This window comes from Zooshikella harenae, from assembly GCF_018837975.1.
Taxonomy (GTDB): Bacteria; Pseudomonadota; Gammaproteobacteria; order Pseudomonadales; family Zooshikellaceae; genus Zooshikella; species Zooshikella harenae.
On record NZ_JAGSOY010000012.1, the window covers coordinates 1 to 13616 of the forward strand.

At 39.5% G+C, this 13616-nt stretch carries 12 protein-coding genes; 2 read left to right on the forward strand and 10 right to left on the reverse strand.

What is annotated here, in order from left to right; translation table 11 throughout:
• Positions 1-611: 611 nt before the first annotated feature.
• The 7 genes from KCG35_RS07290 to KCG35_RS07320 form a co-directional block, all read right to left on the reverse strand.
• Positions 612-1502 carry a DUF6625 family protein gene (locus tag KCG35_RS07290; RefSeq protein ID WP_215819026.1) on the reverse strand — a complete coding sequence of 297 codons (891 nt, stop codon included), beginning with the start codon at positions 1500-1502 and terminating at the stop codon, positions 612-614.
• Between the two features lie 133 nt (positions 1503-1635).
• Complete coding sequence (locus tag KCG35_RS07295; RefSeq protein ID WP_215819027.1) at positions 1636-2805, reverse strand: O-antigen ligase family protein; 1170 nt, start codon at positions 2803-2805, stop codon at positions 1636-1638.
• A 7-nt stretch (positions 2806-2812) separates the two neighbouring features.
• The gene (rfbD, locus tag KCG35_RS07300; RefSeq protein WP_215819028.1) at positions 2813-3706 is read right to left on the reverse strand and encodes a dTDP-4-dehydrorhamnose reductase; all 894 of its coding nucleotides are present in this window, start codon (positions 3704-3706) and stop codon (positions 2813-2815) included.
• The gene (gene rfbC / locus KCG35_RS07305) at positions 3699-4256 is read right to left on the reverse strand and encodes a dTDP-4-dehydrorhamnose 3,5-epimerase (protein ID WP_215819029.1); all 558 of its coding nucleotides are present in this window, start codon (positions 4254-4256) and stop codon (positions 3699-3701) included. The genes rfbD and rfbC overlap by 8 nt, the downstream gene beginning before the upstream one ends.
• 2 nt (positions 4257-4258) lie before the next feature.
• Positions 4259-5128, reverse strand: coding sequence for a glucose-1-phosphate thymidylyltransferase RfbA (gene rfbA, locus KCG35_RS07310; protein ID WP_215819030.1), 870 nt, complete (start codon positions 5126-5128; stop codon positions 4259-4261).
• A gap of 132 nt (positions 5129-5260) precedes the next feature.
• Positions 5261-6277: a dTDP-glucose 4,6-dehydratase gene (gene rfbB / locus KCG35_RS07315; RefSeq protein WP_215819031.1), complete on the reverse strand. Its 1017-nt coding sequence runs from the start codon at positions 6275-6277 to the stop codon at positions 5261-5263.
• Between the two features lie 6 nt (positions 6278-6283).
• Entirely contained in the window at positions 6284-6958 is a 675-nt protein-coding gene (locus tag KCG35_RS07320; RefSeq protein ID WP_215819032.1) for a BUD32 family EKC/KEOPS complex subunit, read from the reverse strand.
• Positions 6959-7273: 315 nt separating this feature from the next.
• On the opposite strand from KCG35_RS07320, the gene msbA reads away from it, so the two are divergent.
• Both msbA and hldE read left to right on the forward strand, forming a co-directional pair.
• Positions 7274-9055: a lipid A export permease/ATP-binding protein MsbA gene (gene msbA / locus KCG35_RS07325; RefSeq protein WP_215819033.1), complete on the forward strand. Its 1782-nt coding sequence runs from the start codon at positions 7274-7276 to the stop codon at positions 9053-9055.
• A gap of 16 nt (positions 9056-9071) precedes the next feature.
• On the forward strand, positions 9072-10505 hold the full coding sequence (gene hldE, locus KCG35_RS07330; protein WP_215819034.1) for a bifunctional D-glycero-beta-D-manno-heptose-7-phosphate kinase/D-glycero-beta-D-manno-heptose 1-phosphate adenylyltransferase HldE: 1434 nt from the start codon (positions 9072-9074) through the stop codon (positions 10503-10505).
• Positions 10506-10549: 44 nt separating this feature from the next.
• Here the strand turns inward: hldE and KCG35_RS07335 are convergent, their stop codons facing one another.
• From KCG35_RS07335 to KCG35_RS07345, 3 genes are read right to left on the reverse strand one after another with little or no spacing between them, the layout of a single operon-like run.
• Positions 10550-11494 carry a hypothetical protein gene (locus KCG35_RS07335; protein WP_215819035.1) on the reverse strand — a complete coding sequence of 315 codons (945 nt, stop codon included), beginning with the start codon at positions 11492-11494 and terminating at the stop codon, positions 10550-10552.
• 5 nt (positions 11495-11499) lie between these two features.
• A complete protein-coding gene (locus tag KCG35_RS07340; RefSeq protein WP_215819036.1) occupies positions 11500-12282 on the reverse strand; it encodes an aldo/keto reductase in 783 nt (260 codons plus the stop codon).
• Complete coding sequence (locus KCG35_RS07345) at positions 12282-13505, reverse strand: NAD(P)/FAD-dependent oxidoreductase (protein WP_215819037.1); 1224 nt, start codon at positions 13503-13505, stop codon at positions 12282-12284. The genes KCG35_RS07340 and KCG35_RS07345 overlap by 1 nt, the downstream gene beginning before the upstream one ends.
• Positions 13506-13616 lie beyond the last annotated feature (111 nt).

Consider the following 13616-nt stretch of genomic DNA (forward strand, 5'->3'; position numbering starts at 1 on the left):
GGCTTGATGCCAACCAAAAACCCCTTTAAGTTCTTTGGCGAGTGAGTTGATTTCTTTCATTGTTTTACAATTCTTTAGTTTCGTAGCCTGAATTGTAATACCAATGAGGGATCAATTCACCTCTAACCAATTGATTTTATTTGTTTATTCAGCTTTTGTCCTGTACGTAGGTATTTTTACTAAACCTCAAAAAAATAATTTCATTAGCACTATGCTGCAGTTAGTAGCTTAAATATTATGGTGAAACTTTATTCACTTAATTCCGAGGCATTGAAGCGGGCGGTTTCAACCACAATATTAAAGCGGTCCGCTGAGGACCATTTCTCAGCATTCTTCTTGTTTCCGGGTATAACACAGCCTTTTCTTTTCGCAACTTGAAGCTAATTATACAGGGTTTTTTGCTGAAATACCGGTTTCTTCTGCGAGTGCTGGAACACTCATATTATGAGGTGGCATCATCTTCGCTAAAATAGCTTCTTTTCTTTCTTTTGATGCGCGCTTTACTCATCATTTACCTACGCCCCTTTCTTTAGATTTTTACTTCAGGTGAGGCGACAACTATCCTGGCATAAGGGGGGGGAGTGATATATTTTATACCCATAGTGGTTACTTTATATTGGTATGAAACCTTCTTTAGAGATAATCCAGTTATTAGTGATTTTATTAAATGGAACATGATTTATTTTTTTTAAAGTTTCCCAAGCTGCTTTATTTCCATATTTTTTGTGTAACCAACTAGCAGACTTTAAGTTCATAAAGTGCAGGTATAGAAATTCTCTATCTCCATCAATATTATTTGTAAGCTTCCCATTCTTCCAATACCATACTGTTGGATGTTCTTCAGAACCATTTATCCATGAAATAGGTGAAAGAATAGTGCTATATTGCTCTTTAAAGTAGCAGTTTCTGTTGTATGCATTGAACAAGGAGTAACATTTTCTTAACCAGCGGGAATACTTTTTGTGGCGCAAATATATTTTAGAAAACTTTGATTCATCGATACCATGGTGCTTGGTATCTGCCATGAGCTGTTGCCAGTTCTTAATCAGTTTGAAAGCTATTCGATTTTTTTTAGTATTTTTAAACAGAGCTAAGTGACCTGAAATCCTATCCCAGTGGGTTGATATTAGGTTATGTGTGAGCACTTTTTCGTTATAAAAAGATCGTATATCTCCATAAATAACGTCAATATCTCCAAAACCATAATAGTCATAATGTTTGATTTCATCTTGATGTATAAAACCCAAGGCTGGTTTTATGTCACATAATTTGTATGGGCTCGCTTTTGAGAAGTTAATACCTAGTGAATCACTTATATTTCTTTTGTAATCTTGAAAAGAAATATAAGTGATTTTAACATTTTTTGCGGTATTTTTAGGTGGAGAACAGTCACTAAAGAGTAACCAATCAATAGTTGGGTTGTGCTTGCAGGACTCTATATATAAGTCAATCCATTCAGGCCATTGACCAAAATATGGTACGATGATTACTATTGATTTCATGTTAAAAATATCTTTTTGTTTTGTGACGTTAAAAACATGTAGGTGGAAATATGTTAATCTGAACTACAAACCCATTTCTTAAGCGTGCCTTGAGGATGTTATTTTAAACATGAGTAAATAAAGTGCCAGTTCTTTATTTGATCTTTTCTATTTTGTATGAGGTGTGGGTTTTTGCAATTAGTAAAATTGGCAACCAAAAAATTAGCCATGTATGTGATGGTCTATTAAGAGGTTGTCGACCTTCTGTTAATAGGCAGATAACACCATAAATAAGTATATAGAACCAAATATCATCCATTTTCGTTAAACTATACCCTTTATATAAAGTTACTATTGTTAGAGAAGTTAATAGCAAGAAACCAATAAGTCCTGTTAGTCTGTAAGTATCCACAAACATGTTATGACTATGTTGGAAGCCCATATTGTTGTTTGTAATGTAAACCGATGACTCTTGATTCAAACCAATACCAAAAAACAAATTATCTAAAGATTCAAAGATCGTTGCTTTCCAAATCATGAATCTGTAAGCTGGTACTGAAACACGATTAAATATACTATCGTAAGCATCAAAAAAGTATAAGGTGGTTAAAACACTTACAACAATTAATGAGATATATGCCAGAAGCTTAATATTTTTGCTTCTGATAATGATTAGTAAAGAAGTAAAAATGAGTGCTATAAATGGCCCTCTGCTTTTTGCTAGAAGCATAAGCAAAAATATTGAAGCTAAGCATATAATTGTAACTGAAAAAAGTTTATCTGGCTTTGTATCGTGTAATGTTAATTTATGGATGCAAAAAATTGCAGCTAAGCCAAAAATCTGAGCTGTATCTATTGGGTCTATTAATCGGCCTTCGGTGCCTTGAGAATGTATATGATTGATACTTATTGTTAGTGATCCAATGAGAGCAGAAATTTGAACCAAGAAATATAAATAGTTGATTGTGTTTTGGTTGGTTGGTGTTTGAGAGATAAAAATAAGTAGAATTAGTAGTAATAAGTAATTTTTAAAATAATAAAAAAATAATTCTTTTGATAATAAATCGCTCCAAAAAACGGATAAAAATATATAAGTTGTTGATATAATGAATAAAAGTACTAAGTTTTTATCGAAAAGCTTAAGTCTTTTAATTAGTAGTTTGATATAAGATTTATTTAAGAAAAATATGGAAATAGCCACTGTAGAACATATTAAAATATAGTATGAAGTCCTAATGGATGTTCCCGGTGGTAGTAAAAAAACGATAGCCATAAATAAAAGAAAAATTGATTGGTTAAACTTATCAAAAAAAGCAGGCTTCATTTTATTCTCACTTCATACGACTAAAGCTTAAAGTTATCAAAACATCTGATAAAGAGGAGCGCCAATCTCTAATTACTATGTTGTATACATCCTCAGTTTTTTTTGTTGAAAGTACTGACATTGCTGGCCTAGTTGCTTTTTGGGTTAACTCATTTGTTGAAGTTGACATAACTCTTGGCATGTAGTCGAGTAAATTTAAGCGATAATACTCTTCAACTATTTCTTTAGCTAATTCGTACCAACTACAAGCCCCTTGGTTGGAAAAATGGATAGTATCCATCTTATCATTTTTGCTTTGTAAGATGCTAAATAGTGTAAAATAAGCTAAGTCATGTGCTGAGGTAGGTTGGCCTAGTTGGTCACTAATGACTCTTATTTCTTTATGGGCTGAAGCCTTTTCAATTATTGTTTTTACAAAATTTCTATTGAAAATGCTGAATAACCAACTTGTTCTAATAATTTTTCCTTGTGGAGCTATAGTGTTAATAGCTTGTTCTCCCAGCCATTTTGTTTTCCCATATACGTTAAGGGGAGCGCATTTATCATGGGTATTGTAAGGCTCTTTTTTTTCGCCAGAAAACACATAGTCTGTCGAGAAGTGAACTAGGAAAATACCTCGCTTTTTACATTCTACAGCAAGGTTGTGTACTGCAGTGCTGTTAATTGCCAAGGCAGTATCATAATCACTTTCTGCACTATCAACATTAGTGTAGGCAGCAGTATTGATGATGTAATCTGGTTTTATTTTATCCAGTTCGCTATTGACTTCTTGTGGATTTGTTATATCCAAATTATGTTGGTCTGTGGGTATAAACGTAAATGAAGGAAATTTACTTGATTCACGTAATATTGATTGACCAAGCTGACCATCAGCACCAGTAAGCAGGATTTTTTTATTCATAGTGAGGTAATTCCTTTTCGCTCACTTCGTTTAGAATTGGTAGCTTTAAGTCCTTTGGTGACAGCGTGTGATTTGGCATGTCAGGCCAATCGATTTTAAGAGTAGGATCTTGCCAAAAGATACCATATTCATCTTCTGGGTGATAATAGTCTGAACACTTATACTCAAAATCAGCTTCTTTCGACAAAACGATAAAACCATGAGCAAACCCTTCTGGAATAAAGAGTTGTTTGTGGTTATCAGCTGATAATTTAACGGCTACCCATTGGCCAAATCGAGGAGACCCTTTGCGAATATCGACAGCAATATCAAGCACTTCTCCGCGAGTGACACGCACGAGTTTTGCTTGAGGGTTATTTAGTTGATAGTGTAAACCTCGAACTGTTCCTGCTTGTGATTTTGAACGGTTATCTTGAACAAATGTTGCAGCAATACCAAACTCTTTATAGCGTTCGGCATTATAAGCTTCATAAAAAAATCCTCGACTATCTGCAAAGACGCGAGGTGTAATTTCAAGTACTTCTGGGAGTGATGTCTTTTTAACGATCACGATTATCTATCCTGCTTAATCAGGCTTCTTAAATAAGGGCCATAGTCACTTTTATCAAAATGCTTGGACTGCTGAATAAGTTGGTCATCAGTAATCCAACCCTTTTGCCAGGCAGTTTCTTCTGGAGCGCATATTTTGACGCCTTGTCTGGTTTCAAGCGCGTGAACAAACTGGGAGGCTTCAAGTAATGATTGGTGAGTACCGGTATCTAACCAAGCAATACCTCGGCCAAATATATTAACATTTAATCGTTTTGCCTTCAGGTATATATTATTGATGTCAGTGATTTCCAGTTCCCCTCTGGCAGAGGGTTTTAGGTTTTCGGCAAAAGAGATGACGTCATTGTCATAAAAATACAAGCCAGTGATGGCAAGGCTTGAGTTTGGGTTAGCAGGTTTTTCTTGAATATAAAGAGGGACTTTATTGTCATCCAGAAAAATAACACCATAACGTTCTGGATCGCTCACATGATAGGCAAAAATAGTTGCTCCAGGGGCCTTTTGAGCTTGGATCATTTGCTGTTCAAGGCCTTCTCCGAAAAATATATTATCGCCTAAGATTAAGCAGCATTTATCATTTTGTAGAAAGTCCTTAGCAATAATAAATGCTTGAGCAATACCTTCAGGATTAGGCTGGATGAGGTACTGGATATTTATACCCCATTGTTGTCCATCACCAAGAATTTTATTGAAAAGGGGGTAATCCTCTGGCGTTGTGATCAACGCGATATCTCTAATATCTGCCTGCATGAGGGTTACTAATGGATAGTAAATCATCGGCTTATTATAAATTGGTAAAAGATGCTTAGAGATACCTAATGTAATTGGATAAAGCCTGGTTCCTAAACCACCTGCGAGTATTATGCCTTTCATAGTTTAACCATATATTTACCCACGGAACTGAGGTTAAAGGCTTTTTTTTAAGTATTGAGCGAGTAGACTAAACGCATTGCTAGCAGTTGATTTAAGTGAGCCTTTACCATTTTATTCACAATGGGATATTTCTTAAAATTGTTTGTTTTTTACCCAGTCTAAGTTGTTTAGATACCATTGAACAGTTTTATCTAAGCCTGATTGAAATGTCTCTTTTGGCTTCCAGTGTAGTTCAGTTTCCATTTTGGTTGCATCTATTGCATAACGTGTGTCATGACCAAGACGGTCTGTAACATGTTGAATGAGTTGCTCAAAGTGTTTTATGCCTTGAGGTTTATCTTCAATGGCGGTATCTAATAAGGTACAAATTGTTTTAACCACTGAAATATTGGTTTGCTCATTAAATCCACCAATATTGTATGTTTCTCCAACCCCACCATGGCCAAGCACAGTCATTATGCCATCAACATGATCATCAACATAAAGCCAGTCTCTCACTTGCAAGCCGTTCCCATATACCGGAATAGGTTTACCTTGAATAGCATGCATGATGGTAAGCGGGATAAGCTTTTCTGGGAATTGATAGGGACCGTAATTATTTGAACAGTTGGTGGTGATTATGGGGATATCATAAGTTTTATGCCATGCTCTCACCAAGTGATCTGAAGCGGCTTTGGAGGCTGAGTATGGGGAATTTGGCTTATAGCGGCTTGTTTCAGAAAACAGACCTGTTTCGCCAAGGCTGCCAAAAACTTCATCTGTAGAGACATGGATAAATCTGAAGCTATGCTTATTGCTATGTTGAAGATGCTGCTTAGTCACTTCTAATAGATTATAGGTGCCAATAACGTTGGTATCCAAAAAGGCACGAGGATTTTGAATAGACCTGTCGACATGAGATTCAGCCGCTAAATGAATAACAGCATCAGGGTTTTCCTTGGTAAAAATGTCCTGTAGTTCATCTTTGTTGCAAATGTCTGTATGGTAAAAGTCGTACCGATCAGACACGTTGCAGTTAGCAAGATTATCAATACAGCCTGCATAGGTGAGTTTATCAACATTAACTACATGATTTGATGTATTGTTAATAATGTGTCGAACTAACGCAGAGCCAATAAAACCTGCACCACCTGTGACAAGGACTTTCATGTTAACTTAACACCTAACGAGAGTATTTAATGCATTGCTGATGGTTTGCTGATTTTTATAAGATATGCAGTTTTGACTTGCTTTCAAGTAAGCATCAATAAAAGTTATAGGTGACTGAGAAAAAAGCAGCGAGACATCATCTTTGTATCGAATGAGGTGGTTAAAATTACGTATACGCTTGTTAATGGAAAGAGGCTTTCTGTAAAACTTCAAGTCAGCCACATCAATTAAACCTAGTTGGTTATTATCTTGCAGCAAAATATTACCCAGGTGTAAGGAACGGAAATATATTCCCTTATTATGTAACGTGCTGATAAATTCAGCGATGCGTTTAGTTAAGGTAGGCTCAATTGAGCCAGAATTTGCTGCTGCAGCTGTTTCCCTAACGGTTTTTCCACTCAATGGTAAATAACGAACAATACAGCGTGGAGGCTTATTTATTTTAAACATGTCAATAACTTGAACACAGGGTATGCCAAGTTCATTTAAGGTATGAGCGTTTTTAACAAAGCGTTTAGCATAAGGAAAAAAAAGAGCAGAAGAGATGAGCCGTTTATTGCGGAAAAGTTTGATAAAGGATCCATCTTGTAAAGTGACAACCTTTTCTCCGCAGGCATCTTCCTCAATGACAGTGGCTCCATCTTTTAACTGGTTGTATTCGCTTAAAGAGAGTAATTTCATTGCACCACTGTATAAGATTTACATGATATCAGTAAGAAAGCAGCATGATTATGACTGAAAGTTAACTAGGGATGCCCACTTTTTAACTTCATAAGTTAACTTATGAGTACGACAAACACCTAAAAATGTTGCCCTGATTAAAGAAATTAGGAAGAGGTGCTGCTGATTTAGCCTATTTGTAACCTAGGCTATTGTACGCATGGGCTTTTATAAAGCAAGAAGGATGTCGAGAGATGTGTTATGTGTATTATGACGCTCTGATGGCAATTTGTGTTAGAATCCTGCGCCTAATACCACGTTATTGATTGAGGCATTATGAGTACAGATCCAAATAACCCTTCACAAAGTGGTTTGAATGTTTACTTACGTCTGCTCTCTTATGTCAAGCCTTATGCAGGTTGGTTTTCGATTAGTATTTTGGGCTATATCCTTTTTGCCTTAAGCCAACCGTTATTTGCCAAAATGATGGAGTATTTTGTAGCAGGCTTGGAAGGTTCAGATGCAAGCTTGATTTATTGGGTGCCGATCGGAACTGTTATCATTGCACTATTTAGAGGATTAGGCTCTTACCTAGGCAACTACTTTATCGCACGGGTATCCTTGGGGGTTGTACATGACCTTCGTTGCGCTCTGTTTGATCAATTAGTTTTACTACCTAATCATTACTTTGATAACAACAACTCTGGACATTTGATTTCTCGTATTACCTACAATGTTGGTATGGTGACAGGAGCTGCAACAGATGCCATTAAGGTGGTTATTCGGGAAGGTTTCACAGTTACTTTTTTGTTGGGCTTTCTTTTTATTACCAACTGGCAGTTGTCACTCATTTTTGTGGGTATGGCACCGCTAATTGCGCTGGTTGTCAGCAAGGCTGGTAAGCGGTTTCGCAAATTAAGCCGGAAAATTCAAAATGCTATGGGTAATGTCACCCATGTTGCGTCAGAGACCATCAATGGTTATCGGGTCGTCCGTAGTTTTGGTGGTGAAGACTATGAGCAAAAACGCTTTCATGAAGCAAGTACATTAAATACCAAGCAAAACCTGAAAATGGTTAAAACATCTTCAGTTCATACACCTACACTGCAGTTTTTGGTACTTACTTCTCTTGCATTACTCATGTTTTTAGTGCTTTTTATGCGTGGAGAAGCAACTGCCGCTGAGCTGGTAGGTTTTGTAACTGCAGCGGGTATGCTGCCCAAGCCTATACGTCAATTGAGTGAAGTAAATGCCACGATTCAAAAGGGGATTGCTGCAGCTCAAAGTATCTTTGAGCAAATAGATGAACCTGCTGAAGAAGATAATGGTGAGCATGTAGTGCCACGCACTGAAGGCCGGCTGCAAATTAACCATTTAAACTTTTCTTACCCAAATACTGAAAAAATGGTTCTTAAAGATATTTCTTTACACATAGAACCTGGTGAGACAGTTGCGTTGGTTGGGCGTTCAGGAAGTGGTAAATCAACGCTTGCGAGCTTGATCCCTCGATTTTATGACAACGTAAGTGGAGAAATCCTGTTGGATGGTACACCTATTCAATATTATAAGCTTCGTAATTTACGTCAGCAGATTGCCTTAGTCACTCAGCAGGTAACGTTGTTTAATGATACCGTCGCTAACAATATTGCTTATGGGGATTTACAACACAGGTCCTTGGATGAAGTCCAGAAAGCAGCTGAAGCGGCTTATGCGATGGAATTTATTAAAGACTTGCCAGAAGGACTGAATACCCTTGTGGGTGAAAATGGTGTGCTGCTTTCTGGAGGGCAACGGCAACGATTGGCTATTGCTCGAGCGATTTTGAAGGATGCGCCTTTGCTTATCCTCGATGAAGCGACTTCAGCCCTTGATACTGAGTCGGAGCGAATGATTCAAAAAGCACTTGACCAAGTGATGAAGGGAAGAACCACCATTGTGATTGCCCATAGATTATCCACGATCGAAAATGCGGACAAAATTGTGGTGATGGATAAAGGAGAAATTGTTGAGGTGGGTACGCATCAGCAGCTTCTTCAGCAGTCAGGCCATTATGCCAAGCTTCATCATATGCAGTTTAAAGAAGAAGTATCCGAATCTTCAGAAATCGCCGTTAACTAAATATGAGATTTAATTAATGAAGTTGACTATGCCTCGTTTTGATCGCAGTAGCGTGCTTGTTGTTGGCGATGTCATGTTGGATCGGTATTGGCATGGCGCTACCTCTCGAATCTCGCCTGAAGCTCCTGTTCCTGTAGTCAAGGTAGGTGAAAAAGAAGACCGGCCTGGAGGGGCTGGAAATGTGGCATTAAATATTGTTGCCTTGGGGGCTCCTGCCTATTTAGTAGGTGTCACTGGAGAAGATGAGGCAAGTCATGTGTTACAAACTTGTCTAGAGGCTGCTGGAGTATGGTGTAATTTTCAGCAGGTTAAGGATGAGCCAACCATAACAAAGCTCAGAATTATCAGTCGGCACCAGCAACTTATTCGGCTGGACTTTGAAGAATCCTTTAAGTCTCTTGATGAAGTAGGTTTTACTGAGCGCTTTACTAGCCTTCTGCAAAATGTTGATGTGGTAGTGCTTTCTGACTATGGCAAAGGTGCACTCACAAATCCTCAGCAATTAATTCAAGCAGCTAAAGCGACTGGCAAGCCAGTGTTAGTGGACCCAAAAGGAACTGACTTTGCTAAGTATCAAGGGGCCACTTTAATTACACCCAATTTAACTGAGTTTGAAGCTGTAGTTGGTGATTGCCCTGATGAAGCCACACTTACAAAAAAAGGAATGGCTTTGCTCGCGGAGCTGGAGCTGGATGCACTTTTAGTCACACGTAGTGAACATGGAATGACTCTGTTTCGGCCTTCAGGTATACCATTACATCTACCTGCACAGGCTAAAGAAGTGTTCGATGTGACGGGGGCGGGTGATACAGTCATTGCGGTTATTGCTTCTGCTTTAGGTGCAGGCTTGCCACTTTCTGAATCTGTGGCCTTGGCAAACTTAGCAGCAGGAATTGTTGTTGGTAAATTGGGTACTGCGACAGTAAGCGCACCAGAATTACGTCGTGCACTTCAGGGTGAACCTGACCTTGAGAAAGGAGTAATGACAGCAGATCAGCTATTAAGCACCATTGAAGAGGCTAGGGCACAGGGTGAAAAGGTTGTCTTCACGAATGGCTGCTTTGATATTTTACATGCTGGGCATGTGGGGTATTTGGAGCAAGCTCGTTCACTGGGTGACAGACTTATAGTGGCCATTAATGATGATGCTTCAGTTCGCTGCCTCAAAGGGGAAGGACGTCCTGTTAATCCCGTTGATCGACGCATGACGGTATTGGCTGGACTAGCCGCGGTAGATTGGGTTGTTAGTTTTAATGAAGACACTCCAAAATCTTTGCTGCAAAAACTAAAGCCAGATGTTTTGGTAAAAGGTGGGGATTACACGGTAGATGAAGTAGTTGGTGGGGACATTGTACACAGCTATGGAGGTCAAGTGGCCGTACTGGATTTCTTAGATGATTGCTCAACAACTGCGATAGTTAACAAAATTAAAGCGCCTAAACAAACTTAGCGATAAATAAAACGCTGTGTTTTGTGCCCGCTATTTAGAGCTTGCTAGGCGTCCGTATTTTCCAGAAAAGGTCGGTTATTATCTTTAACCCAAATGCCTTGGCGACGACAAAAGTACTCCGACAAGTAGAGTTTTTTAGTATCACTAACAGGGGTGAGCTGGCCTCTTTGTAAGATGGCTGCTTTGCCTGTTAGCTGATTGTTCTCATTGATTTCCGCCCAAATCACGAATGCATTCTCATTAAATCTAACCTCAACACGTTGCGAATCATCATTCCAGACATCTTCACAATGGAAGAGTGATAGCTTTTCATGCTGAATAAAGTTAGGAAGAAGTTTGAGTTCAAAGTAACTTACTAACTGAGCTGATTGAGTTGGTTGATGTAAATAAAGATGGCTTTGCTCTCCCTTAAACTGATTTGTGTAATAAACAGGCATCCTTTGATGGGGGCTTTGAGCAAAGGAAAGCATCATTGCCGTTGGAGATTGTGAGCGTATGGGAATTGATGAGTAAACATGAGGAAGAGGCTTTTGGTTAAAGCTGCTGATTGGACACTGTTTTTTATTAGGTGTTAGCCATAGCAATTCTTCGGCAACTTCTTGTAATACTGTCTTTTGTGGTGAAGATAAAGATTCTGAAGGTACATAGCCAGAAGGTAGCTTGAGGACGGTATCCCCAAAATCATGCCGCAGCTGAGGAACCAGAAGTAGCCAGCGGCAGCCTTGAAGTTGAACGGTAATGTGCGCTGAAACACCTAGGTTATTAAGTAGAATACATGCCACATTACTCAAACAGTTATCTGGCTTAATTGCTGAGTTGTTTGCTGAAGTTCTAAGTCGGTGCAGCTGAGCAAAAGATAATGGTTCACCCCAGCTTTGCAAATTAGCTTGGTAGCTTGAGTCGTGATGCTTAATTAGCCAGAGACTTTGGCGGTATGTTGAAAAAATGCTACTGCTGTAGCTGTGAAGCAAGGTGCCGGATACAAGCATATTGATTAATCAAGTACAGCCGAAATACAAGCGGCATTATGAGCCAAGTGAGCTGGAGTAATTGTTCCCACAATAGTGCTCGTGACAGCAGGATGGTCAAAGATAAATGCCATACTTTTTTTGACTGGGTCGCCTTTTTCAAGGCAAATATGGCCGCTGCCTAAGGCCTTTTTAACAAATATGGCTTTTTGATGGGCTGCAGCATAATCAAGAACAGGTTGCTCTGTGTGGTCTGCCAGGTTATAGGTTGCCATAACAATATCTGCTTGGCTTGCGGCCAAAATACCACCCTCAACCGTTTTGGTAGACATACCAAAGGCACGTATTTTTCCCGCTTTTTTGAGGTCGCTTAAGTAATCCAGAATACCAAAATGTTGGATGATATATTCGTCACGTCCATCCGAGTGCACGAGCACCATATCTAAACAGTCCACTTTTAGACGCTGGCAGCTTCGCTCAATACTTAATTGTGTAGCTTCTGGGGTAAAGTCAAAAGAGGATTGGCCTTGCTCAAATGACTCACCCACTTTGGTGCAGATTAACCAGTCATTTTTAACTTTTGGTAGCAGAGAACCTAGGCGCTCTTCACTGGTACCATAAGCAGGAGCTGTATCAATCAGGTTAATACCAAGCTCCCTCGCTTGAGATAGTAAATTCAGTACAGCTTTATCATCTGGGATTGAAAACTGTTTGGGGTATTTAACCCCCTGGTTTCGACCCAACTTAACGGTACCTAGCCCTAAAGCCGAAACCCATAGGTTGGTACTAGCCACTTGTCGACGCTGCATTAAAAGAAGTCCTCCCAAAATGGTGGTGCGATGGGGGCAAGTGGTAGGTTATTTGGCAAATGCTGGGGATGGCTTTGGTCAGAAGTTGACTGTGTTTTAGGAGTAATAGCATCTAGCTGTAATAGTTTGATGACTTCATCTGCAAGGTTGGGCGCTAAAGCAAGCTTAGTCGGCCAGCATATAATGCCATTATGCATAGGTTTGCAGTAAGCTGCATCTGGGCGAATATATGAGAGCTGCTTAGGCTCTGCACGGTTGACATGTAAAGTTGCCCATTTAGCATTAGAAAAATCGATCCATGGGACTAGCTTCTTCAGTTCTTGCTGGGCAATTTCAATCTGTTCACTAGAAGAGCGCTTTACACCTGTCTCTGCAATTTCTCCACCTAAATACCAAACCCAATCACCTTCTGCAGTAGGATGGCTGGACACAGTGAGCCTTGGCACTGTGCTGGTACCAATACAGTGAGCATAAAGTGGGTTGGGGTGGTTATGCTTAACCATCACCATATGTAGTGGGCGTACCTGCTGCTTGGGTTCATTGATCCCCCACCTGGCCATGAGAGAGGCAGTGCCTTCTCCTGAGGTAAAGACATAGCGTTTTGCAGTGAAAAGATATTCAACATTTTGATGCTGAAGCGTTATACCTACTATTTCATGCTGATCATCAGTTAGTAACTGTGTGGTATTTTGCCAGTCAACTTTAATGGCTTGCTGCCGGATGGGCTTTACTAATTCATCAACTAAGCTTGGTATATCCAGTACCAACTCATTAAGTTGATAAACGCTGCCTTTGAACTGAGGGTTTCTAAAAATTTGAGGAATACTGTCAGATTTTAGTGGGGTGACACGTCCTCTTAACGCTTTGCTGGCAAAAAATGTTGTAAGTTTTGATCCTAACCCAGCAGTAGACCATAGATAATGATGGGGGGAGAGTACTTTAACTTGGCTGAGATCAAACTCGCCAACACCGTCAAGACATTTACGCCAGCGGTCAGGCATGCCGGCAATACACTCTGAAGCTTTGGTCAGATTGCCAGATAGGGCATATTTGGTGCCGCCGTGAATGATACCTTGCGATCGAGAGGTTTGTATGCCTCCCAATTGGTGTTCTTCAAGTAACAGGGTTTGGAGTCCGTGTTGTTGCAGGGCATTGGTTAGCCACAGCCCTGCAATGCCTCCGCCAATCACAATTACATCAGTTTCTATACGTACTTGCTGCATATGAATCTAACTGCTTGCTCAAACAATAAAGAATCTGGGAGTATACGCCAGCAAGCTGGATTGGTCATCTCTCTGCAGGGTTGATGAGTTAGTATGCTGTGCTGTATTCAT

Coding starts and splice junctions, on each gene's coding strand:
- rfbD (WP_215819028.1), bottom strand. CDS start 3,706: ATGAATAAAAAAATCCTGCTTACTGGTGCTGATGGTCAGCTTGGTCAA.
- rfbB (WP_215819031.1), bottom strand. CDS start 6,277: ATGAAAGTCCTTGTCACAGGTGGTGCAGGTTTTATTGGCTCTGCGTTA.
- msbA (WP_215819033.1), top strand. CDS start 7,274: ATGAGTACAGATCCAAATAACCCTTCACAAAGTGGTTTGAATGTTTAC.
- KCG35_RS07340 (WP_215819036.1), bottom strand. CDS start 12,282: ATGCAGCGTCGACAAGTGGCTAGTACCAACCTATGGGTTTCGGCTTTA.
- KCG35_RS07335 (WP_215819035.1), bottom strand. CDS start 11,494: ATGCTTGTATCCGGCACCTTGCTTCACAGCTACAGCAGTAGCATTTTT.
- hldE (WP_215819034.1), top strand. CDS start 9,072: ATGAAGTTGACTATGCCTCGTTTTGATCGCAGTAGCGTGCTTGTTGTT.
- KCG35_RS07295 (WP_215819027.1), bottom strand. CDS start 2,805: ATGAAGCCTGCTTTTTTTGATAAGTTTAACCAATCAATTTTTCTTTTA.
- rfbA (WP_215819030.1), bottom strand. CDS start 5,128: ATGAAAGGCATAATACTCGCAGGTGGTTTAGGAACCAGGCTTTATCCA.
- KCG35_RS07320 (WP_215819032.1), bottom strand. CDS start 6,958: ATGAAATTACTCTCTTTAAGCGAATACAACCAGTTAAAAGATGGAGCC.
- KCG35_RS07290 (WP_215819026.1), bottom strand. CDS start 1,502: ATGAAATCAATAGTAATCATCGTACCATATTTTGGTCAATGGCCTGAA.
- KCG35_RS07345 (WP_215819037.1), bottom strand. CDS start 13,505: ATGCAGCAAGTACGTATAGAAACTGATGTAATTGTGATTGGCGGAGGC.